The organism is Deinococcus apachensis DSM 19763 (assembly GCF_000381345.1).
GTDB lineage: Bacteria > Deinococcota > Deinococci > Deinococcales > Deinococcaceae > Deinococcus > Deinococcus apachensis.
Window position 1 is genome coordinate 56,355 of the sequence record NZ_KB906410.1, and the last position, 21,403, is coordinate 77,757.

A 21,403-nucleotide genomic window follows, 5' to 3' on the forward strand; every position below is an offset into this window, starting at 1 on the left:
GAACGCTTCACGCGGACTTTCCCGGTCAGCATGAAGCGTTCTGCCAACTCAATCTGGGCAGTGTCGATTTCTCCAGCGTTCGAGCTGATGGTTGAGTCGCAGCTCAACCGCTTCCGGCCGGGCACGAAACGCCCGGGACTGATTTCCGCGTCAGATGAGCTTGCCCCGGTTATGCGGCTCGTCCGCGATCTCGATGCAGCCGGTGCGGCGGCGAACGGGACGTACCGGCGCAGGATCTCGAGCGATCCCCACCCCTCCAGCTGGCACTTCACACCTTTCACCGTGTTGGCCATGCCCTCCACACGGCCCCCCATCCCCATAGGCGAACGGCTCACGGGCGTATGTCGAGGTCGGAAGGAAGCGCTCCAGGACGCTTTCTCCTAGGTCGGGCACACCGTGTCAGGAGCTGCACCGAGATCACGGAAGTGCCGCAAAATCGAGGTCCTCCCAGTACGGCACCGACCTTGCGAGGGCCAGCGAACTGTTGGTTTTGCATCCACCCGGCCGAAAGTTCGGCGGAGAGCGACAGGACCGGGACATGTGAGTCAGCCTTTCTCCTAGTGGAGTGCGCTCGGAGCGACTGCGCTTCATCGAAACGATCGAGGACCCAAGCGAGGCGCCGAGTTTGATACCGGGATGGAGCTGGAACATCGGCCTGCTGCGTTGCGAGAGGTTGCCGGGGCCGCGTCAGGAGATGGTAAGGGCAATGTTGAGGGCTGAGGGCTGTTGTTCATGCAGTCGGTGCGCCTGCACTGCGGCAGCGAGGGGAAACGTTTCGTCCACGTCGACTTGCCATAGTCCCTGCTCGATCAGTTGCGTCACATATTCCAGTTGAAAGCCACCAGGGTGAATCTGAAGGGAAGTGACCTGCGGGTGCGGTGGACCGGACGAAAGGCCGTTCAAGAGCTCCACGATGCGCGCGCCGGGCTTCAAAACGCGAAGCGTGGGTTCAAGGGAACCTCCTCCGATCAGGAGCGCGCCGTCCAACATCAAGCCCCCCTCAGCCGGGCCGACGACGCGAAGACCCTGCTCGCCAGCGAGGAGCGCGGCGAGGGTGACGACACGGGCCGATGTCGAGATGATCGCCAGGTGCGCTCCGGGGTTGAGGTGCAAGGTATCCAAGCCCTGTATGACGGCGAGCGCTTCGGCGGGAACAGTAGCGGCCGCGGCGTGGGAGATGTTCCTGGGTTTGAATGCCACGTCCAGCATGGGGACGCTGATGTACTCCGCGTACGCCCCAGATCTCTGCGGAGAGCCAGCCATGCCGTACACGAGGTCGCCCCGGCGGAAACGCGTGACGTTCACGCCCAGGGTGTCGACCACGCCTGAGAACGCCCACCCGAGGATGGCCGGAAACGTCAGCACCGCGGCCCCTGAACCGAACCCTCGGCGCGTCGCGCAGTCCACGGCGTTCACATCCGCCGCCTGGACACGCACGAGCACCTCGTGCGGGGCGGGTTTGGGCCTGGAGCGCCGCTCCAGGTGAAGCACTTCCGGCCCCCCGAACTTACGAATCACCATGGCCTTCATCACTGCCGGTAACGGTCCGCCTCATGCTAAACCGCTCACCTCCTCTCCAATACGGTGCGCTTGAACACTCACTGCTGTCATCGGGCGAAAGGTTGAATGGTCGGTTCGTCGGGTCATACCAATGGGTGAACCAACTGCGGTACACGCGTTACTCGGTGGACGGTTTTCTATCAGGGCTCCGGGGGGATGTAACCAAGGCTGCGAGCCTTGGCCACCGTTTGCGTTCGGTTCTTGGAATGGAGCTTGGACGACAGGTTGTGCACATGACTTTTCACGGTGTGGAGGCTCAGGTCAAGGTGACGGGCGATGTCGTCGTTCGACAGTCCGCGCGCCAACAAGGCGAGGACGTCCATTTCACGGGCAGTCAGGGGGAGGGGATGATGCGCCCCGACGTGCATCTCCGGGCTTGCCGGGGCTGGAGTCGGTGTCGTCGGCTGGAAGGCTCCCAGCAGTGCCGTGAGGTACGCCGCTGGGACGTCCCGGGCGCGCTCCCGCTGCAGGAGCGCGAGCAGTTCGGCCATGCCCGATCCTTCGTTCAGGAATCGGCGGACGTATCCCTGAGGCTCGCCTTGTCGGACGGCCAGCGTCACTGCATCAAGTGCATCTGGGAGGGCGCCGCGCTGGTGGTGTGCCCCGGCTTGAAGCATGCGCGCCTCCAGCACATGCTCTCCTCGGCCCTGCTGAACGGCGTGAGTCACGACCGGTTCGAGCAGGTCCAGCACACGTTCAGGCTGGTGGAGAGCCAGCAGGACCCGCGCCCGAGTGAGATCAAGGCGTTCGCGGACCATCACGGATGTGGGATGCGGGGCCCGTTCCTGGCTGTCCGCCCATATTCGCGCGGTGGACAACTGGCCGGTCAGGAGCCACAGGCGAACTTGCAGGGGGGTCAGCCACAACGTGTGCTGAAACGTGCTAACCCGGTGGCCCGCGATCTGCGAGATGCGCTCGATAACGAGGCTCGCGGAGTCATACTCGCCGCGCGCGACCTGCACATGCGCAAGCACGACCAAGCCGAATTCCGCGACGCTGGTGTAGCAGCGGTGCTCGGCCAGGTGAATCCCCTGCTCCACTGCCTCGAGCGCAGCGTCCAGCTCGTTTCGTTCCAACAGCAGCAGGCCCCGGAGCACACTGGAGTACCCAACGGAAGCGACGTTGAGAGGTGGCATGCCCGGGCGCGCCAAATCCTCCAGGAAACGCCACGCATCTCGCGGTTGACCGCTCATGTACCGGTAGAGCGCCGCAGTCAGGTTGAACAGCAGCCCAACTCCGATCTGCCCGTTCTGCTCCGCCATGAGCGCTGCACGAGTGGACAGGCCGTGCGCGAGCAGCAACTGGCCGTTGATCAGGGCTGCCAGGCTGTGGGCGTACACGGCCAGGGTGCGGTTCGGAAAGCCCTCCTCGGGCAGCAGGCGTGAAGCTTCGTCCGCCAACGCCCGGGTCCGTGGTTCATCCCCGGCAAGGCCGGCCAGGATCGCTTGGTATGCGGCGATGAACCCCAGGGTCAGGCCCCGGTCCTCGGCAGTCATCATGGGGAGGCCGGAATGCTGTTGCAGAGACTTTACGCGGTCTTCCAGCGTGCGCAGCCAGGTCCGCACGGCATGATGCTGGCCGCTGTAAATCAGGGCGTTCACGTACGGACACCACAGTGCGTTGTGGCTGAAGATCAGGTCCGTTGGGATCTGCTCAAACCACCGGAGCAGCTTGGGCATCAACGAGGACTCCATAAGTTGTGGTGCAGGTACGGTCGCGAGCAAGGCCACGGCGCGCTCGAAACGCCCCGCCTGCAGGGCATGAGCCACGGCCGAGAACGTGTCGCCGTGTTCGGCAAACCAGAGGCTGGCCCGGTCGTGCAGCGCCTGGTGGAGCACTGCCGGTTGTTGGTTCAACCGGCTCAGCAACGCCTCCCGGAACAAGGTGTGGTAGCGAAACCAGGCGCGCTGCCCATCCAAGGCGAGCAGGAACAGCTGGTTGCGTTCCAGTTCGTTCAGCATGCGCTCGCTGTCGTGGCGTTCCAGCACGGCGTCGCACAGTGGAGCGCTGAGGCATTCGAGCAACGCGGAGTGCAGCAGGAAATGTTGTACCTCCCCGGGTTGTTGCCGGAGCACCTCATCCATCAGGTAAGTGAACACATTGTGGTGCGAACCGCGGAGGTCCTTGAGCACCTCGGCAACTTCACGCCGACCTTGCAATGAAATCGCCAGCAGTTGAAGACCCACCGGCCAGCCCTCAGTCCGCAAGTGAAGCTCATGAGCGGTGGCTGGGTCAATTGGCTGGCCAGAAACGCACTCGAGCAGCGCCTGCGTTTCCTGCGGCGTGCAGCGCAAGTCCTCGAGTCCGAGCTCGTTGACGTGTCGGTTCGCTCTGAGCCGTGCGAGCGAGAAGGACGGTTCCGCGCGAGTAAGCAGCGCGAGATGCAATGACAGGGGCAAATGCTCGAGCAAGAACGCCAGCGACCGGGTGGTGACCGGGTCCGTGACGTGGTGGTAATCGTCGAGCATCAGCACCACCCGTTGATTCTCATGGATGACTGCGTTGATCAGCAGCGTCAGGATGTCCTCAAGGGGTGGGTACGCGGACCGGGTGAGTACTTCCAGGGCTCGAGCGGCTCTTCCCGGCAGACAACGGTCGATGGCCGTCAGTGCGTACCGCCAGAACTGCACGGGATTGTTGTCGTACTCGTCGAGAGACACCCACACGACGCGGGTTGGGCGGGCGTCCAGACGGTCGTGCAATGCTTCCGCCCAGGCGGAAGCAGCGGTGGTTTTCCCAAAGCCAGGCGGTGCCTTGATCAACGTCAACTTCCGGTCTAGCCCCTCGCACAACTGCTCGATGAGTCGCAGGCGCGGCACGGTCGGTGACGCCACCCTCGGCGCGCGGAGCTTCACGTCCAGTAGAGGTTCTAACTTGAACATACTGGCCTTACGGGTTGCCCCACGTGCCCTCCCGGTGGTGTGCTGGCCGTACCCGAGGGCATGTGCATATCAACCTACGGTCGAATAGGCTCAGAGTCGTCGAACTGGGCGACGGCCCCGGCCATGCGGATGAAGACCTGGCGCATGCTCTGCCCGTACGGATAGAAGTCCGCCTTCTCCCCCCGCTCCCACTTCGCCCGCATCTCCGGCGTGTCGATCTGGTAGTCCGGCCGGATGCGCTGGGTGATGCTCCGCAAATCCTGGTGCAACTCCGCCGTCGAGGGCCGGCCCCAGTACCAGTACCCGTTGTAGATCTTGTAGATCCTCAGCCCCGGTTCCAGCACGAAAGTGTGCGGGATCATCGGGTTGTTGTGCGGGTCGGTGTACTCCTGGATGCCCAGGTCCTGCTGCAAGATGCGCTCCGGGTCGTGCAGGAAGGGCCAGTGGGCGCCCACCCCCAGCCGCAGGTCGTTGCTGAGGATCAGGCTCTCGGCCGTGATGGTCACGATGCGGGTGAAGCCCACATCACACTGGGCGGAGAAGCGGACGAGTTCCATGAGCTGCTGGCGGTCCTTGGGGCAGTACACGCCCCGGCCCAGCATCAGGATCATGGGGTCACGGCCCTGCAGGAAGGAGAGCTTGCGCTTCACCCCGGTCTGGTCGGGCAGCTCGTAGTCGGGAAAGATTGCTCCTGGCTGGATGTCCTCGCGCATATTCCCTCCTGGTCTTCCTGAACGCGGGTCCCTTCCGGAGCAACGACTCAGTGCTATGCCTTTTCAAGGGAGGGCCAGTAAAGCGAAGAGGAGCTGTCATGATGGGCTATCTGTAACAGCAGGCTAACGACAAGCGGTCGGGTCCGGATGAGTCATGCTGTTTCCGTCTATCTTCCACAAAATCATGTATTAGACGTGCGCCTCTCTTCATCTTTACGGTGACGTTGAGCCTCGTGTAGCGGGGCCGACCGCGCCACTGACGAGAGGAGCTGAGCATGACGTCCAGCATCCAGACTGAAGCCCGCTCTAACGCGCAACTCAGGCCCTTGGAGAGCACCACACAGCAGTTCATTGATGCACTCGCTTATGCACGCCAACTTGCAGCAGCGGGCGTACGCACCACGATGGTTCGGTACCTCGGCACCATTCACGACTTCATGAGGCTGAACGCCTTGAGGGAAACGCCTGCCCAGCGGGAAGCCGTCCGGCAGGCTGGCGCAGCCATGAAACGAGCGCTTCAGTGACCCCAGCCACTCCCCACATTCAGTCCTGGTCAAGAGGTCGGGTGGGCACGGCCATAATGTCCCTTGTCTTCCCAGGAAAACCTTGGTGCCGTTCCCCCCCGCTGTCGGCCTCGGCTGTGCGCTCAGTGAGGGCGGGGCGGTCAAAGGGACCTCTCCCTGGCTCCCAGGGGCTCTTCCACGCCGCACTCCGCAATCATGAGCTCCGGGTTCCGGTACAGGAGCCATCGCTTGGGTTGGCCCGGATAAGTCCAATACAGCTCAACACGGAAGGAGAGGTTCGACAAGCCCTTTCCTGTGGCTCTTCGACGATGCGCGCCCACCTTACCCCTGTGGAGCGGAGGGGACGCGTTGCGAGACCTTACCGGAGGGCACGAGCGCTTGCCGGTGCCCCTAGGCCTGGTTCGATTCTGGACCACCTTGCTTCACAGCAACAAAGACTGCGCCGGACAGTCCTTCGGCTCCATCAGCCATGGTCACTACACGGAGGGTATCGTCATGACACCACCTGACAAAGGGCTTTCACGCCGTCAGATGCTGCAAACCTCGGCCATGTCGCTCGCCGCGCTGTACCTGAGCAGAGCCTCAGGTCTCGTCAACGCACACTCCGCGAACACTACCGCACGGAGGAACGCCATGACCCAGAACACCGCAACCGACAAGCCCACCGTCGTCCTCGTCCACGGCGCGTTCGCCGAATCGGCCAGTTGGAATGACGTCGTGAGTACGCTGCTGGGCGCCGGTTACCCGGCCGTGGCCCTTGCCAACCCCCTGCGGGGTGTCAAGTACGACTCGGACTACCTCGCTGGCTTCCTGAAAACCGTCCAGGGTTCCGTCGTGCTGGTGGGCCACTCCTACGGCGGTGCGGTGATCACCGCCGCGGTCTCGGACGCGTCCAAGGTGAAGGCCCTCGTCTACGTCGATGCCTTCGCGCCCGAACAGGGTGAGACCCCAGGCGACTTGACCGCGCGCTTCCCGGGCAGCACCCTCGTGCCGACGCTCGCCCCGCCGATCCCCCTGGGCGACGGGACCAACGACCTGTACATCAAGCAGACCGATTACCGCGCGCAGTTCTGCGCGGACGTGCCGGAAGCCCAGGCGGCGCAGATGGCCGTCACCCAGCGGCCCATCGTGGACCGGGCGTTCACTGAGAAGGCGGGCCCCAATCCGGCGTGGAAGGCCATTCCGTCGTGGTTCATCTTCGGGGAACTCGACAAGAACATTCCGCCCGCAGCCCACCGCTTCATGGCCGGGCGGGCCAAGGCCAGGGAAACGGTCGAGGTCAAGGGCGCTTCCCACGTGGCCGGGGTTTCGCACCCCGGTACGGTGGCGGCCATGATCCTGCGGGCGGCGCAGACCGTGACAGCCCCAACCATGGCGGCCCAAACTACAGGCTAGACGTCACGCTCTTCATTCCAAGTTCGCATTCGTGTCCGTCCGGTCCACCGGCCTCCAGTTGCTCGCGACAGGTCAAACGCTGATCTGCCTCGCTACCCTCAACAAAGACCAGGGTGGTGTTGCCGAATCCGGGTGGAGCCGCCCCAATGAGGGTCAATTTTCGCTTCAGACCACTTTGCAGCACCTCATTAAGTCCTGGGTGCTCCACCAACGCCTGAGTAATGTGCAGAACGTGGAACTTCAGGGTCAGCAAATGTTCCCTCTCTTGCATAGTTCCCCTCACAAACTGTTGCGCCAGGGTACCTCGTGAGGCGCAAGGCTACGGCAGAACTTGAACACCCACTGTAGGTCCGGGATGTTGGGGAGGTCACCCTCTTTTCAATGATGTTCCGCGCCTTGATGAGGAGCGAACCGAATGACAGACCAAGAGGTACTGGGGCAGATTAGTGAGCTGATCAACGAGGAGCATCAACTGTGGACAGCGGGTGCTGGGCGTCAATTGAATGCCCGAGAGCAAACTCGGCTGGAGGCGCTTCATACCCGACTGGACATCTTATGGGACCTGCTCCGCCAACGTCGGGCCCGCAGGCGCGCTGGCCAGAACCCGGATGACGCCGAGGAACGTTCAGCAGAGGTGGTCGAGCACTACACGAAGACGTTCGGGCAGGAGTAGGGGGCCCTTCAAGCCATGTCCGAGAATATCCCGACCGGAACTTGAGATATCCACCTTCCCGGAGGGTGCACTCAAGCCGAACGTTCAATGACCCGGCGCAACGGTAAACGCAATCTGTAGCTTCGCCTGCCCTCGTACGCCTTCCCCGAACCGATTCTCCAGGTAAATTATCCGCACAACCAGATCACCTCTGGGCGAGGAGGCGCACATGAATGACCAGAGCGTTCCTCCAGCAGGCCAATCGCAGGAAGCTGAACATCCACAGGTCGACCGGATGCTGGAGGACCTTAGAAACTTCGGGCATAGCAATGCAGCCGAGGGTGACGGCCAAGGAGCCGTCCCAGACTCAGAGCCATCCGGCGAATTACCTAAGGCACCGGAGGACATCATGCAGCGTGGGGAGGACACTCTTGATGAGGCGGAGGAAGAATCGTTCCCCGCGAGTGATCCACCTGCGGTACATCCGCACTCACACCGAGACTAAGTCCTGCCCCTGCCCTCCCAGTGGTCTGATTCAGGGATACTTTGGTAGTCTTGCTGGGAGTATCTATTTTGGTCTTACGTGGCCAGCGTAGTATTCGTTCTCATGATCGAGATCTTTCTACCAAAGCTTCCTCTGTATCAGACCACTAAGTACAACTACGGAAGTTGTGCGGGATGGGAACCGATGATGGACCGAACGCCGCCGGGTAGCTGGTTGTAGCGCTCAAAGAAGGCCCGGAAGGCGGTCAGCAACGCCTCGATGTTCTCGAACAACTCGCAGTGGGTGACTTCCCGGCGGAAGTGCCGCCATAACATCTCGATGGGGCCCTGCCAGGGGCTGTAGGTGGGCAAGTACAGCAAGACCAAGCGACCAGCCGCGCCTCTGACGACAGCCTCGATTTCCTCGTCCTGACGGGTACTGGCGTTGTCCCAGGCAACATAAATCCGTTCGTGGGGATGCTTCTCCAGCAGTTGCTGGAGAAGCTCGGCAATCTCCTGGCGCCGTTTTCGTGTCCGGGTCAACACGACCGTCTCCCCCGTGTGATAGTCCACGGCCCCAATCCCATACCGGCGTACCGGCTGCGCCGGTGTCGGGACCATCACCTGCTGACCCATGCGGCTCCACACCGCCCATAAGGTCGGCAACCAACTGATGTTGAACTCGTCGGCGTAGTAGAAGACCTCCCCGGGCTTCAATTGGTCGCGGGTCTCCCCAACCGCTTTTTTTTGACGGTGTATTCGGGATCTGGGCTGGTGATGGTGTGTTGAGGTCGGTTGAAGTGGATTCCCCCTGATGCAGCAAGCGGTAGACGCTCACGGCACTCAGACGGATTCCGATCAGTTCCGCCAGAGAGTCGGCCAAGCGCCATCCCGTCCACAGCGAGAACGGCAGATCCAGCGCGCGTGGCCGCTGGCGAACCACGCTCAACGGCTTCTCACGGTATTCGGCTGTCACTGTGGGCGGAGCACCGGACCGGGGAGCATCCGCCAAGCCCTGAATTCCCTCGGCGACGTAACGGGGCAACCAGCGGCGAACCGTTTCCTCGTCGTACCGCACCAGTACGGCAATCTCGGCCACCTTCCGCTGCTGCTCTGCCGACAGCAGGACGATCAGGGCTCGAATGCGGAGATGGCCCTCCCCCGTACGGGACAGGTGATCAAGTTCCTCAAGCTGTTCGGCAGATGGGGGCGGCAACCGAAGGGGTGCATCTCAACCTCCTCGGTACGGCGAGAACCCCACCGTACACCCCGCACAACTTCCGGAGGTGTACTTGGAGACCACACTCTCCAGCTCAACCTTTGACTGGGGATGGTGATCCCAACGCCAACCCCACGGCTTGTCCCAACAAGCAGCCTTTTCGATTGCCCCTTGTCCCCCCGCAGCTGCATGACACTGGAGCTATGGTCAGGAAGAACCTTCGAAGAGGTTCCAGCCCTGTGTTGGCAAACCCCTCGGGCACCATCCCCTGCCGCTGTCAGCCCTCCAGCTTCCTGAAGACGGCACTCCGCGCCTCCACAGTCGTTGAGGTGGACGGGCGGGCGTTGGAGGCAGGCAACAATGCAGAGGGTCTCTCCCTCCCATGGGAGGCTTGGCTGACATCTCGCAGTTCGAGGCCAGGTGGCGAAAACACTCTCTGACAGGCACTGCAACCCCACTGGGGCAGGCGCCTGCGTGCCGTATCAGAACAGGTGTGGCACCTTCTCAACGGGAGGGCCGTCCTCCAGTCGATCCCCGGACAGCCCTTGACCTTCCTGTGGCTGGAACGCTTAGCGTGTCCTCACATGCGAGGCCGCCTGATCATCTCCCGGTTTGCCGTCCTCACCGGCCTATCCCCGAAGACGTTGCGGTACTACGACGAGATCGACCTGCTCCGTCCTGATCATATCGACGAGCCTACCGGATACCGGTACTACAGCGTCGGCCAGGTTCACCTGGCCGTCCAGGTACGGCGCCTACGTCAACTGGGTCTGCCGCTGGAGGAGATCCGGCAGATGATCGACCGTCCCGATCATGCGAAGGAGGTGTTGCTTCGTCACAAGCAACGGCTGAGAACTGAGATCGAGTCCCGCCAGCAGTCGCTCACACACCTGCACCGCTTGCTTCAGGAGGACCCCATGGAATACCGCATCGAACAGCTTCCCGCCCTTCAGACCCTGACCATCCGCACACGTCTTCAACCCCCTCATTACGAGGTAATTCCCGAAGCATTGCAAGAACTGATGCGCTACAAGAAGGCCCGAGGCTACACGATTGAGGCTCCGAGCTTCTTCGTGCATCACAACGACGACCATGAGGAAGGAAGCCTGCTGGAGGTCTGCCTGCCGGTTGCCGGTCACGTGGAGTCCGAGGGGCGAATCGAGGTGAGGACCTTCGAGGGTGGCAGGGCCTTCATCGGGCGGTTTGTGGGACCTTACGACAAGACGGGAGCAGCCTACTCGGTGGTGGTGGAAGAAGCACTGCGGCGCGGCCTGAGCATCACGGGGGTAACGGCTGAATTCTACGTGAAGAGCGTCCCGGACACGCCGAACCCTGAGGCGTACGAGACAGATATCGCCTTCTTCCTCAACTAACCTCTCGCCGCCCTGGTACGACGGGCAGGAGATGTACGCGGAAGGCGTCCAGCGTATCAAGCTCCAGTTAGAGTGCGCGACGACGGACCTCCGGGACGAACGAGAACCGTACGGTTCTCGCCAGCCCGCCCCAATCCAGCCACGTTCCCGGCACCCTCGGCATGAGGTCGAGGTTCTGGAAATGACAGAGGAGAAAAGCCGGGCTGGAGAGGCACCACCAGTGCATCACCCCAGGCGTGCCGTGCTGGGCGAAGCGTTCCGGGCCGCATCTCCCCTTAACCGTTTTCAAGAAGGTCTCGATTCGCCAACGGCGCTTCCCTACACGGGCGAGGTACTTGCCCCCAGGGCGAGATTGGACATTACGAATCACTGCTCCGGCTCTTTGTTGTGGGAGAGCCAGACCCAGGAGACGCACATGGCCTGGTCAAGTCCGGTGGGCTTGACCAGGCTCCCCCGCACCATTAGGTCACGTATCTGCTGCCCACCCTCCAGTTTCTGGGTGCAGCGTACGCCGACCACGATGTCCAGCCCCCGGCTCAGCATGCCCCAAACAAACTCGGCACTCTCGAAGCCCCCGTCCGCATGCAGACGGGGCCGACGGTTCCCCTTCAGCAGCGTGGCCGGGACGGTGCGGAGCAACGGCAAGGCGAGCTGGGCGGGGGAGGTCGTGCCCTTCCCCCGCGAGACCTGAAAAGCCCAGGGCAGTCGGAGTTCTCCACAGCACAGGTACAGCATGACCAGGTGGACCCCCGGACCCTGTGGTAAGTGGGACCCAGTCAACCAGTTCAGTGAACTTGCCGGTCTTTTCCAGGCTGGTCACGTCCACCAGCAGTTCCAGCCGACGGCGCTGGTGGGGCTGCTGTCGCCAGAAAGCCTGCAACGTCTCCCAAGCGTGCTGACGACACCCGACATATTCGCCAAGTGTTCCAGGCCGCGTGGTTGAGAAAGCGGCTGAGGGCCGAGGGGGACTTGACGGGAGCGCGTTCCGGGAGCGGTCTATCGGAACCATCCAACATCAGATCGAGGAAGACCTCGAAGGATTCCCGATGCTGCTTGCGGGCGAAGCAGGGCAGGAGGTCAGAATACAGCCGTCTAGAAAGCAGCTCTTTTGGGCGTACACCCCACTATGGGGCCAAAAGCGCGTTCTGGACTGCCTTTTCCAAAACTGCAAGATGTCAGTTTACCCAATCACTCCTGTACGTGCCCAGCACTTGGCGGAGCTCACTGTGGGGCGGGGCTACGCGTACGCCCGGGGACCCTGCCTCTGTGCCGCGCGGACAGCGCAGACGGTTTACGCCTGGCTCTCGCCTCATCTGGTCTTTCAAGATGTGAGGTGTGAGGCTTACAAAAAAAGACCGTGCAGAACGACTAATTCGGTCTCACTCCTCTGCCACCGCTCGACCTCACAGCTTATCCAGCTCCAACCACGGGCACATGGAGACGGATAAGCCACAATCTGCCGAAAAGCATTCCAGACCGCCTGTCCTTTCAGTGAGGGCGGTCAAAGAATCACCGTCGCGTCAACCCCGTGAGGTTCCCCGTCCCGCGATCATGTCTCATTTCATGGTTTCACAGCCCGAGTGGCGAGTTGGGTCGGTATGTAACTCGACAGCAGATCCCCATTCACGCCGTGGTCGTCCTCGTAAAGCCCAGCGATCAGGAAGCCCGCGTCGATCTGACCCGCGATCTGCTCCGTGAGGGTGTGGCTGAAATGCAGGGGCCTGGCTTCCCGCCGGTACGCCTCCAACTGCTCGGGGGACAGGTGCGCCTCTTCCACATACGGCAGGCTGTAGCGCACGCGCAGTTCCCCCGTCTCGTCAAGGTGGTCCAGATCGAAGATGAACATGGACGGGTTGAGAAAGCCCGCCAGCAGACTTCCCCCGGAGCGCAGCACGCGGTACGCCTCGCGCCACACCGGGCGCACGTCGGGCACGAACAGGTTGGACACCGGGTGGATGATCACGTCGAAGCTCGCGTCCCCGAAGGCGGAGAGGTCGGTCATGCCGCCCTGCACCAGCCGCAGGGTGAGCCCCTCGCGTTCGGCAACCTCCCGGTCGAGAGCCAGCTGTGCCTCGGACAGGTCGAAGACGGTGACGTTCGCCCCGGCGGCGGCGAGGACCGGACCCTGCTGCCCACCCCCCGAGGCGAGGCAGAGAAGATCAAGACCCCGCACGTCGGGCAGCCAGGCCCGGGGAAGCGGCCTGGTGTCCGTGAGCATCACCGTCCACTCGCCCCGCCGGGCGGCCGCGACCGTCTCCGGCGTGACCGGGCGGGCGTAAGGACTCTCCCCCCGCGCGGCAATGGCGTTCCAGGCGTCGCGGTTATGCTGTTCGGTCATGAGCGCTCCCGTCCCCGTGGCATTTTGAAAGGATGACACGCCCGTCCCAGATTCAGGGAGCGACCTGTCGATGAGGATGAGGGCTCGAGGAGCGAGCCCCTGGAGCCCCCTGAACGCATACGAAATAGGCTGGCAGGCGTGTGAGGCAAGACTCCCCCGGTGTGAGGTGTGAGATGGGCTCTCCCAACCGTCCTGGTCGGGCTTTCCACCTCACACCTCGCCGGACCTCACTCCTCACACCTCGCCCGGCGCCTCCTCGAACACCGCCCGGGGAATGACCAGCACCCGCCCGGTGGACCCCCTGACGGCGCAGTAGACCGCCTGAGTGCTGGAGCCCTGCTGGGAATCGGGAACTACCCACCCCCGTTCTACCCACCGCCGCCCGTGCAGTTGCACCGCCTGGCGGCCCAGCCGTTGCCGGAAGGCCCGGGACGCGGTGAGCAGGTACCAATCCGCCCCCGTGCGCCACCCAATGAACTCCGAGCCGAGGTACAGGTCCACCCGCTTCGCGGTCGGGCGCTGGTTCCCCTGCAGCATCAGCGTGCGGATCTCCTCGAACATCTCCTCGGCGGGGTTGGACTCGCGGCGGTGGGCGTGGAGCATCACCGCCAGGCGGCGGGGCAACTCGGCAGCGTCCTCCGGTTGCGGAAGCACGAGGACCTGCTCGAACAGCACCTCCAGCGTCGCCAGCACCGCAGCCAGGGCGTGTCCCCAGTCCCGCAACGCCAGTACCTCCGGCCGTTGCCGCTGCGTCTCGACTCGGGTTCTGAACCTCCCCCAGTCTGCGAGGATTACCTCGGCCACGCGTGGCCCCAGGTGCCCCGCGCCCTGCTCCCAGATGCTCTCCAGCAGCCAGGCCCGCTCCAGGCCAAGCGCCGTTTCCTTTCCCGCCCCGGCGCCCAGCGGGGGATGCAGGTCGGCGTTCACTAGCAGCAGGCGGTTGTGGCTCCCCGCATGCCGGAACTCCGGCCGCGCCTCCCCGATCAGAATGACCACCCCACCCAGCGCTGTCCCCCCGGTGACGCCGCCACCTGCCCTGCCTCGAGCGTAGGACTGCCCGTTGGCGAAGGTATACACGAGGTTTTCCAGGTCCCTGGGCTTCTCGCTGGTATGCACCTCGTCGATCAGGAACGGCAGGCCGCCCAGACCTTCGAGGATGCGGTTGAACGCCGCCTGAGTGGTGCGATTGGCCTGCGCCATAAACGGTTCCTCGCCCGGGGCCGCCCACGACCCATGGAGAAGTGACAGGCGGTCGTCTTGCCCGCGTTCGAGTCACCCGCAAGGTCCACGACCGGGTACCGCCGGAGCTTGAGTCGCGGCAGGAAGGGGGAGGCGAGCGCCAGCCCCAGCAGCAACCACAGGACGTAGGCCCCTTTCCAGGTGGTGATCTCCCGCAGCGAGCGGTCATAGGCTGAGGCGTCCCGCCCCGGCTTGAACCGGTCGTGGCCCTCCCCGATGTACGCGACGTGCCCACCGATGCTGGTCGTGGGCGTGACGAGCACGCCGCCCGGCATCATCCCGAGGCGGTCGCTGACCAGGCGCTCGGGGAGGGCCGCCGCATTCGTCGCCTCGAAGGCGCTCAGGAATTCCACCAGCTTCCCCGCATTGCTGGTGGTGACGTACGCGCCACTGGGGCGAGGTGATCGATCAACCCTCCAGGTGTGGCGAGGTCACGGCGGGGGGCCGTCACTGTATGCTGGCCGCCGCGTCGGTCAAATTGCACCTCCAGGTACTGTTCGCCACTCGCCAGATTCTGCCCGATAGACCGCAAGAAGATTCGTCCACGGTAGATGGTCTCCTGGCCCCCGCTGGCCCTCTGGAGAATCAGCCGCCCGTCTTCTTCCAGGTAGGTCTCGGGGAGGGAGAGAGGCTCGCCCGTCTCCGGGTGGAACAGATACGGTCGCGGCTTCAGACTCAGAGAGACCACGGAGGGCTCCACGACCGGATCTTTCTCTGCGGCTGGGGCTTTCCCTGCAGCCGACTTTGACCTGGGGCTGGAGGACGGCCCCTCAGGGACGACGTCCGGGGACAGCGGGACGAGGGCGTCCCGGGCAGACTGACTGGTCATACGACTCCTTACGTACTGAGGATGGTGTGAGGAATGAAGTTCCGCAGATCAACAAGCGCACGCTCGCTGAAGTGGAATTGAAGAGCCATAAAGGAGTCGGGATTTTTCGCCTTGCCCCCGTAACTTCGAACGACCGAATCGAAATAATTGGGGGAGAAAAACGGCAATGCTCTCCCCTGCCCCAGCATCGACTTTGCCCCGTCACCTGTTGGGGAAGGGCCAGGAAGCAGCGCTGGGGCACGTTCTGGACTTTCCGGGATGCTGTCTTCCCTGCTGTCAGCTTTGATGGTACGAATTCAGGGATCGAACAATGTGACGCACCCCGGCGGTACACCTCACACCACCTTTTTCTCGTCCATTACAGGGAAACCGACACACCCCCTCTCGGGGGTGGGGGACATTCTTGACAATTTTGCCGATCTGTATATAATCCGCAGCCGCCGTCTGAGAATTACCGTACGACAGCCTGTACTTTTAAGGATATAACCGAAAAAATGCATTTGAGAGAGGTGGAATTTGCATCTTGACTACATAGTCTTTGTTTCAGTCTTGGCAGTGACGTCCTCATTGATTTAAGAGTGCGCAGTCGTTGAGCTGTTCCATATAGCCAGCAGCAGGGCAATTAAGTGGCAGAAGGAGGCATGAAACAACACCTCCTTTTTAAATGAGGTCTACATCTCTATTCCTGGCCGCGCTCTTCTATGACGAGGTCGATGAAGGCACGAACATCCGGAGCAATCAGGTACAAGGCCAGCAAATCAATGTGCAGGTAGGCCAGGGTCCGCTCCCCCGCAGGAAGGCTCCGCCGCAGCACGTTGTTCGCCAAGGTCGTCGTCCGGTAACTCAACTGCACCACCTCGTTCCGCAGGGTCGGTGCCCCCCGCGCCGGGAGGCGACACCGGGTGAGCAGGGCCGCCACCCGCTGGGCTTCCTCGGAGATCACGCCCGTGCCCTGTCTGGCATAGCGCACGTCCTGCAGGCGGCGCACCCGCCGCTGGAACTCCGGCAGACTCAGGTAGGCCAGCGCGAGCGTTGCCTGCAGGGCGTTCCGGGAGCCGCCCCGCGGGACCTGCACCTTCCAGGCCTCCTCCAGCGCCTGCTCGAAGGGCTGCGTCACCCGGTAGCTCACCTGGGTCTTCGCGTGACTGATGGCCCGGCGGGTGAACCAGGGCAAACCCAGCCGCTGGGCCTGCTGCCGCATCTTCTCCAGCCGCGGGGCGTTGTCCGCTCCGGCCTCCTCCTGCGACTCCAGCCGGGATGGAACCACATTCGGGCCGCCTGCGGCCTGCTGCCGCAGATGTTGTGCTTCCAGGTGGTCCAATGGGCCTTCCTGTCCCCGTAGCAGCCGGGCGTGGGACTGGAGGTGGGCGGTGAGGTCCGCCTCCGGGGGCCGGGTGTGCTGGTACAACGACCACAACCCGGCCTTGAGGGTCAGGCTTTGCAGTTCCTGCCCGGTGAAGGGAGCGAGGTGGGGAAGCAGGCGCGTGAGGTAAGAGCGTGCGGCGTGCAGGTTCAGCTGGTCTTCGCGGTGCGTCATGTGGCCTCCTGCCCCACCTGCGTTCTGGCGGGGCAGCACACACTGCGGCACCCCCTCTCACACAGTCAACCCCGTTCAGCACAGCTTTTTCACGTACTGCCGTTCCTGTCTCGCACAGTTCGGCTGCCTCGCGTCCAGTGGCCAAAATCCAGGTCGGAGAGGGCAACTCGGGGCCCCGACATTCCACGGAGGACGCGACGCCAACGATGCCCGGTCCGGCTCGAACTTCGCGTTCCAGGAGACGAACCCGCGTCCAGCCCACCAGCCCCGCTTCCATCGTCGTTCACGCTCTGGCCCGCATCCGGGAAGGTACCCTCGCTCAACCCCACGTACGCGCGCTCCTTCACTCCTCGCGCGTCTACACTTCCGTGACTTGCGCCATACCTCCACGAGCCTGGTGTTGTCGCAGGGGCGCCGATGGACGCCATCAGCGAGAAGCTTGGGCCCAGCCGACCCAATACGGCGGCCGGTACTGATCGGCATGTCTTTACGCCGTTCAGGGCCGGGCGAGGTTGTGGCGAGCACGGCCACGACAGGGCGCAGACGGAGTGAGGCGAGCGTTTTGGTTTGAACCGACCGAATCTGTGCTTCGACGAGTTGGGAGAAGACGGTTTCAATGCGCTTGCGGGGTTTAGGGTGGCGGGACTCCCGCCACCCGCTGTCATACCGGGTGTTCTGCCTGGGTGGAAACATAAACCCCAGGCAGGCATACCCTTCGTCGCCGATGACCTTCGGACCAGGCCCTGGGCGAAGAGATTACTGAAGTTGATGCACCAACTGCGGATGGACTCGTGTGTGACGGCGCCCCGTTCCAACAGCAGTTCTTCGACATCCCGAAAGCTGCGCGTGAAGCGGTGACGGAGCAGGGGCGGCGTAGCCGATCACAGCGAGGGGAAACCGGGAGCCAGGAAGCTTGTCACTGCTGAGCACGTCGTCACCCGGTCGCCTCCGGGAAGAAATCCATCAGCATCTGTACACTGAATCATGTCCACCTCACCACCAAGAGGTGTCCAGCGAACGTCACTACCCGAGCTCATCACGCCGCTCGTCGGGCGCGACAAGCTCCTCCACGACGTGCTCCAACTGCTTTCGCGCCCGGACGTGCGGCTCCTCACCCTACGCGGCGAGGGCGGCATCGGCAAGACGGCCCTCGCCGTCGAACTCGCCCACCGTCGGGCAGCAACCTCGGATCTCGTTACGTGGGTGGACCTCACCCAGGTCTGTACGCCCGACGACGTTCTGCCTCACCTTGCGCGTGCCCTCGGCTGCCCCGCCAGCGACTCCGAGGACCCCTCGGCCTACCTCGGCGACTCGCACGCGTTGATCGTCCTCGACAACTTCGAGCACGTTCACACGGCCGCTGAGGAGCTTGCGCACGCCCTCGCCGTGCTTCCGAACACGAAACTGCTCGTCACGAGCCGCGTGCCTCTGAACCTGACCGTCGAGCACCTGATCACCGTCGGTCCGCTCGCCGTCACGCCTGCTGACCACGCAGGAGTCAGTGACGCGGCGAGGTTGTTCGAGCGCCTCGCCCGCCAGATCGAACCGCACTTCACCCTCGACGATGGGCATCTCGCGCTGGTCGAGGAGGTCTGCCGCCGACTTGACGGTGTGCCGCTTGCCGTGGAACTCGCGGCGGCGCGCCTCCGCGCCGTGAGCCTTGCCACGCTGGTGACGTGGCTCGACCGCCCGCTGGATCTGCTCCGCGACGGTCCGCGCGATCGTCCCGCCCGGTCACGCGCCTACCTCGACGCCGTCGAGTGGAGTTGCGCGCTGCTCACCGACGACGAACGGGAAGTGTTCCGGGCGTGCGGCGCCTTCGTGGGTGGCTTCACCCTCGACGCCCTCCAGGCGGCGCTGCCCCACGCGGACCTGCCGCATCTCCTGACGCGGCTCGCCGAGCACAGCCTCGTTCGACCCGATGAGCGGCGCGCCGGACGCTTCTTCATGCTCGAGCCTGTCCGGGCCGTCGCGCACACACGGCTGCTCGACTCACCCACCGTGGAAAGCGTGCTCGACCTGTGCGCCCGTCACTTCCTCCAACTCGCCCGTGACGCTGCCGAACGGCAGACGGACGACCCAGCAGGCGCGTGGTCCGCTCTCGACGCGGACGACGCGAACTTCCAGGCGTCCCTCGTGTGGTTCACCCTCCGAGGCCGCGCGGAGGAGGCGCTGAGGTTGTGCGAGGCGCTCTCCGGGTACTGGCAGAGCCGGGCGCAGTACACCCTTGCTCTTCGATTCTGCCGACAGGCTGCTGAGTTGCCAGGCGCTGAGCAGCACCCCGCGCTGCGAGTTCGCGCGGAACTCACCGCGGCAATGGCGGCGACGAGGCTGGGACAATTCCGCCTGGCCCGGGAGCTCGGCACCCACGGCCTCGACGCCTTCCGTACCCTTGGGGATGTTGACGGGCAAGTTGACGCGTTGATGACGCTCGGCGTGCTGCACCACGTGACCGGCGATCTCGACGCGAGCGTGCGGTGCGACGAGGAGGCCCTGGCGCTGTTGCCTGTGGACGCCGACCCTTCGATCCGGGCGGTGCTCTCGCACAACATCGGCACCCTGCACGCCCAGAACGGCCACCACGACGAGGCGCTCTCCTCATTGGGGCACGCGCAGACGCTGTTCGAACGCGACGCCAACTCGTACGGGCTGGCGCACTGCCACATGCACCGCGCCTGGGTGTTTCTCCGCACTGCCAGGCTGCGGGCGGCGCGCCCGGAGCTGACCCAGGGCCTGCAGCTCGCACGGCAGATCGGGGACGTGCCGCTCCTGATCGCGCTGCACGACCTCATCGCGACGTATGCCCTGCGCGCCGGGCAATCCCACCTCGCGGTGCGGGTGCTCGCCGCCGCTGACGCTTACCAGCGACGCACGGGGGAGCGGTGGAACGTGCAGTTCCAGGGTGATGTCGACGACGTGCGGCAGTCCCTGCGCACCGCCCTTCCCGACGCCGTGTTCGAAGCGGAGTGGTTGGAGGGTGAGGCGGCTTCCTTCGGGACGCTTGCGAAGGCCACAAATGCCCTGCTCGCAACGGAACCTCATGAGGAGGATATCCCCCACCTGACGTCTCGCGAGCGGGAGGTGCTGCGTCACATCGCCGTCGGCCAGAGCGACAAGCAGATCGCGCGGACGTTGGGCATCAGCGTCAAAACCGCCAATAGGCACGTCGCGAACCTGTTCGGAAAGACGGATGCGCGCAACCGGGTGGAGCTGACACGCTGGGCCATCGCGCACGATCTGCTCCGGGACTCCTGAGGCGCCACGACGAGATGCCCTCGACGTCCCATCACGTCTCGGTCATCCTCCCGATGCGGGTTGACGGCGAGTGTGCGTACCGTACGCCCGCTCTGAAAGGCGGGACACCTGCACACCACCATGGCCGTCCGGTTCGCCCTGACCTTCGCCCTCCTCCCAACAGGTCGCTGATGGGGGAGGGGCATGGTGGGACGGGCAGGGCTGTCCTCACGGCTCCCGTCACGCGCGACGGCCAACTGCAGCCTCCCTGGGAGCAAGACGGCGCCCAGCCCCATCTCCGGAGAGGCCCAGCGGGGCTCAACAGAAAACTTCAGGGCCAGAACAGTTGACTCCGCGGGGCTTCACCGCGCCAATGCCCTCCATGTCCTGCCGCTTCAGTCTGGTCGCGGTCCGGCGATCCGGGTTCGATCACCGGAGTTGCTCTCCTCACGGGGCAGCCTCATGCGTCCCCGGAAAGGATCGCGGGCGGGCCGTTGAACTCCAGGTCGGCGGCGCGTTCCCGCCACAATTCAATCTCGAACATTCGCTTCAGGTCGGCGGGATAGGGCACGCTGTCCGTCAACGCCCGCAGGATCGGGCGGAGCTCCCTGCTGCACCCGGGACAGAAGCTGATCCTGCCGGAAGGCACCTGCAGGTCGCTGCAGCACTGAGCGCACAGCTGGTGGATGCGGATACTAAGCTCTTCGACTGCCCACTCTTCCCCGGTCTGCTCTTTGACGTAATGGTAGTGACGGCGCCGGGCCCGTATTTCCTCCGCCTTCCGCCGACCTGCCGTCTGGTCCTGAACCGCCTGCTCGTGCAGCCGCTCGGGCCATCGGTACTGTTTCGAGTACCGTTCCAGCGTCGTCCTGCTCACCTTCTCGCCCTCCCGACGCAACTCGACCATCAGGTTGTGGAGGGTGCGTTCCCCGGGCCCCATCAGACAATACGTCTGGAAATAACGTTCGGCCTTGAGACGGCTATAGCGAGTCTTGTGATGTTCCTTTTCCATCGGTGGCCTCCCTCCGGCAGGTACCCTTCACGCTTCGAGGGTTCTCGGCCTATCCAGAACTATTTGAGGGTAAGTGAACATCAGGGATGGGGGCTCTTTCCTGTATAGGCTGTTATCTGGGATGTATAGGAAGGTGTATGGAAGAGCGCCTCTATCGAGAAACCTCGTCCTGAACGAGGAACTTCCGCCTCGCCCCCGTCACACCCCTGTATAAACCGCCGATATCCTATCAAGATGTAAAAACGTGGAAAAAGCTGGAAGTGGGTCTAACTGAACTCAATCCGTCACCGACCGGTCCCCACACGACCCGGCACAAGCTGGGCCCCTCCCCGTGCCCTTCAACGACCCCGGACACCTGAACTGGTGGAGGACTCCGGCCGTTCTTGAACCACCAGGACAGGGCCAGGATATTT

The 21,403-nt window shown here is 63.7% G+C and carries 17 protein-coding genes and 2 pseudogenes; 5 read left to right on the forward strand and 14 right to left on the reverse strand.

Features of this window, described 5'->3' with window-relative positions:
- Positions 1 to 687: 687 nt before the first annotated feature.
- The 3 genes from F784_RS24750 to F784_RS0116090 all read right to left on the reverse strand — a co-directional run bounded on the left by F784_RS24750 (position 688) and on the right by F784_RS0116090 (position 5,155).
- Entirely contained in the window at positions 688 to 1,530 is an 843-nt protein-coding gene (locus tag F784_RS24750) for an alcohol dehydrogenase catalytic domain-containing protein (RefSeq protein WP_019587748.1), read from the reverse strand.
- Positions 1,531 to 1,700: 170 nt separating this feature from the next.
- Positions 1,701 to 4,442 (reverse strand): winged helix-turn-helix domain-containing protein, encoded by a 2,742-nt coding sequence (locus F784_RS0116085; protein WP_019587749.1) that lies wholly within the window; start codon positions 4,440 to 4,442, stop codon positions 1,701 to 1,703.
- Positions 4,443 to 4,516: 74 nt separating this feature from the next.
- Positions 4,517 to 5,155, reverse strand: coding sequence for a redoxin domain-containing protein (locus F784_RS0116090; protein ID WP_019587750.1), 639 nt, complete (start codon positions 5,153 to 5,155; stop codon positions 4,517 to 4,519).
- Positions 5,156 to 5,430: 275 nt separating this feature from the next.
- On the opposite strand from F784_RS0116090, the gene F784_RS0116095 reads away from it, so the two are divergent.
- The gene (locus tag F784_RS0116095) at positions 5,431 to 5,679 is read left to right on the forward strand and encodes an alpha/beta hydrolase (RefSeq protein WP_019587751.1); all 249 of its coding nucleotides are present in this window, start codon (positions 5,431 to 5,433) and stop codon (positions 5,677 to 5,679) included.
- A 633-nt stretch (positions 5,680 to 6,312) separates the two neighbouring features.
- The gene (locus F784_RS23515) at positions 6,313 to 7,074 is read left to right on the forward strand and encodes an alpha/beta fold hydrolase (RefSeq protein ID WP_019587753.1); all 762 of its coding nucleotides are present in this window, start codon (positions 6,313 to 6,315) and stop codon (positions 7,072 to 7,074) included.
- Here the strand turns inward: F784_RS23515 and F784_RS26325 are convergent.
- Positions 7,064 to 7,327 (reverse strand): hypothetical protein, encoded by a 264-nt coding sequence (locus tag F784_RS26325; protein WP_157465316.1) that lies wholly within the window; start codon positions 7,325 to 7,327, stop codon positions 7,064 to 7,066. The genes F784_RS23515 and F784_RS26325 overlap by 11 nt on opposite strands.
- A gap of 162 nt (positions 7,328 to 7,489) precedes the next feature.
- Here F784_RS26325 and F784_RS0116105 point away from each other — a divergent pair, with 162 nt between their 5' ends.
- Positions 7,490 to 7,747 (forward strand): DUF2630 family protein, encoded by a 258-nt coding sequence (locus F784_RS0116105; RefSeq protein ID WP_019587754.1) that lies wholly within the window; start codon positions 7,490 to 7,492, stop codon positions 7,745 to 7,747.
- 639 nt (positions 7,748 to 8,386) lie between these two features.
- Here the strand turns inward: F784_RS0116105 and F784_RS27260 are convergent.
- Together F784_RS27260 and F784_RS27885 are read right to left on the reverse strand one after the other, a co-directional pair.
- Positions 8,387 to 9,025 (reverse strand): IS630 family transposase, encoded by a 639-nt coding sequence (locus tag F784_RS27260; protein WP_157465320.1) that lies wholly within the window; start codon positions 9,023 to 9,025, stop codon positions 8,387 to 8,389.
- Between the two features lie 13 nt (positions 9,026 to 9,038).
- Positions 9,039 to 9,425, reverse strand: a pseudogene (locus F784_RS27885) (helix-turn-helix domain-containing protein); the annotation flags it as partial.
- 587 nt (positions 9,426 to 10,012) lie between these two features.
- On the opposite strand from F784_RS27885, the gene F784_RS0116125 reads away from it, so the two are divergent.
- Positions 10,013 to 10,801 carry a MerR family transcriptional regulator gene (locus F784_RS0116125; protein WP_019587758.1) on the forward strand — a complete coding sequence of 263 codons (789 nt, stop codon included), beginning with the start codon at positions 10,013 to 10,015 and terminating at the stop codon, positions 10,799 to 10,801.
- Positions 10,802 to 11,167: 366 nt separating this feature from the next.
- Here F784_RS0116125 and F784_RS26330 read toward each other — a convergent pair whose 3' ends face one another.
- The 7 genes and pseudogenes from F784_RS26330 to F784_RS25495 all read right to left on the reverse strand — a co-directional run.
- Positions 11,168 to 11,536, reverse strand: coding sequence for a hypothetical protein (locus F784_RS26330; RefSeq protein ID WP_019587759.1), 369 nt, complete (start codon positions 11,534 to 11,536; stop codon positions 11,168 to 11,170).
- Positions 11,537 to 12,362: 826 nt separating this feature from the next.
- On the reverse strand, positions 12,363 to 13,139 hold the full coding sequence (locus tag F784_RS0116135; protein WP_019587760.1) for a class I SAM-dependent methyltransferase: 777 nt from the start codon (positions 13,137 to 13,139) through the stop codon (positions 12,363 to 12,365).
- A gap of 234 nt (positions 13,140 to 13,373) precedes the next feature.
- On the reverse strand, positions 13,374 to 14,339 hold the full coding sequence (locus tag F784_RS0116140; protein ID WP_019587761.1) for a DUF927 domain-containing protein: 966 nt from the start codon (positions 14,337 to 14,339) through the stop codon (positions 13,374 to 13,376).
- Entirely contained in the window at positions 14,264 to 14,731 is a 468-nt protein-coding gene (locus tag F784_RS27625; RefSeq protein ID WP_019587762.1) for a DUF927 domain-containing protein, read from the reverse strand. The genes F784_RS0116140 and F784_RS27625 overlap by 76 nt, the downstream gene beginning before the upstream one ends.
- Positions 14,719 to 15,066: a hypothetical protein gene (locus tag F784_RS26335; protein WP_157465318.1), complete on the reverse strand. Its 348-nt coding sequence runs from the start codon at positions 15,064 to 15,066 to the stop codon at positions 14,719 to 14,721. The genes F784_RS27625 and F784_RS26335 overlap by 13 nt, the downstream gene beginning before the upstream one ends.
- 820 nt (positions 15,067 to 15,886) lie before the next feature.
- Positions 15,887 to 16,744 carry a hypothetical protein gene (locus tag F784_RS0116150; RefSeq protein ID WP_019587763.1) on the reverse strand — a complete coding sequence of 286 codons (858 nt, stop codon included), beginning with the start codon at positions 16,742 to 16,744 and terminating at the stop codon, positions 15,887 to 15,889.
- A 516-nt stretch (positions 16,745 to 17,260) separates the two neighbouring features.
- Positions 17,261 to 17,482, reverse strand: a pseudogene (locus F784_RS25495) (IS982 family transposase); the annotation flags it as partial.
- A 246-nt stretch (positions 17,483 to 17,728) separates the two neighbouring features.
- Here F784_RS25495 and F784_RS0116155 point away from each other — a divergent pair.
- Positions 17,729 to 19,999, forward strand: a complete 2,271-nt coding sequence (locus F784_RS0116155) for a LuxR C-terminal-related transcriptional regulator (RefSeq protein WP_019587764.1) — start codon at positions 17,729 to 17,731, stop codon at positions 19,997 to 19,999.
- A gap of 439 nt (positions 20,000 to 20,438) precedes the next feature.
- On the opposite strand, the gene F784_RS0116160 is transcribed toward F784_RS0116155, so the two are convergent.
- Positions 20,439 to 20,990, reverse strand: a complete 552-nt coding sequence (locus F784_RS0116160; RefSeq protein WP_019587765.1) for a hypothetical protein — start codon at positions 20,988 to 20,990, stop codon at positions 20,439 to 20,441.
- Positions 20,991 to 21,403 lie beyond the last annotated feature (413 nt).

Bases quoted from the DNA above. Each gene is read 5' to 3' on its own strand.
- F784_RS24750 (WP_019587748.1), bottom strand. From the start codon at position 1,530: ATGAAGGCCATGGTGATTCGTAAGTTCGGGGGGCCGGAAGTGCTTCAC.
- F784_RS0116085 (WP_019587749.1), bottom strand. From the start codon at position 4,442: ATGTTCAAGTTAGAACCTCTACTGGACGTGAAGCTCCGCGCGCCGAGG.
- F784_RS0116090 (WP_019587750.1), bottom strand. From the start codon at position 5,155: ATGCGCGAGGACATCCAGCCAGGAGCAATCTTTCCCGACTACGAGCTG.
- F784_RS0116095 (WP_019587751.1), top strand. From the start codon at position 5,431: ATGACGTCCAGCATCCAGACTGAAGCCCGCTCTAACGCGCAACTCAGG.
- F784_RS23515 (WP_019587753.1), top strand. From the start codon at position 6,313: ATGACCCAGAACACCGCAACCGACAAGCCCACCGTCGTCCTCGTCCAC.
- F784_RS0116105 (WP_019587754.1), top strand. From the start codon at position 7,490: ATGACAGACCAAGAGGTACTGGGGCAGATTAGTGAGCTGATCAACGAG.
- F784_RS0116125 (WP_019587758.1), top strand. From the start codon at position 10,013: ATGCGAGGCCGCCTGATCATCTCCCGGTTTGCCGTCCTCACCGGCCTA.
- F784_RS26330 (WP_019587759.1), bottom strand. From the start codon at position 11,536: ATGCTGTACCTGTGCTGTGGAGAACTCCGACTGCCCTGGGCTTTTCAG.
- F784_RS0116135 (WP_019587760.1), bottom strand. From the start codon at position 13,139: ATGACCGAACAGCATAACCGCGACGCCTGGAACGCCATTGCCGCGCGG.
- F784_RS0116140 (WP_019587761.1), bottom strand. From the start codon at position 14,339: ATGGCGCAGGCCAATCGCACCACTCAGGCGGCGTTCAACCGCATCCTC.
- F784_RS0116150 (WP_019587763.1), bottom strand. From the start codon at position 16,744: ATGACGCACCGCGAAGACCAGCTGAACCTGCACGCCGCACGCTCTTAC.
- F784_RS0116155 (WP_019587764.1), top strand. From the start codon at position 17,729: ATGTCCACCTCACCACCAAGAGGTGTCCAGCGAACGTCACTACCCGAG.
- F784_RS0116160 (WP_019587765.1), bottom strand. From the start codon at position 20,990: ATGGAAAAGGAACATCACAAGACTCGCTATAGCCGTCTCAAGGCCGAA.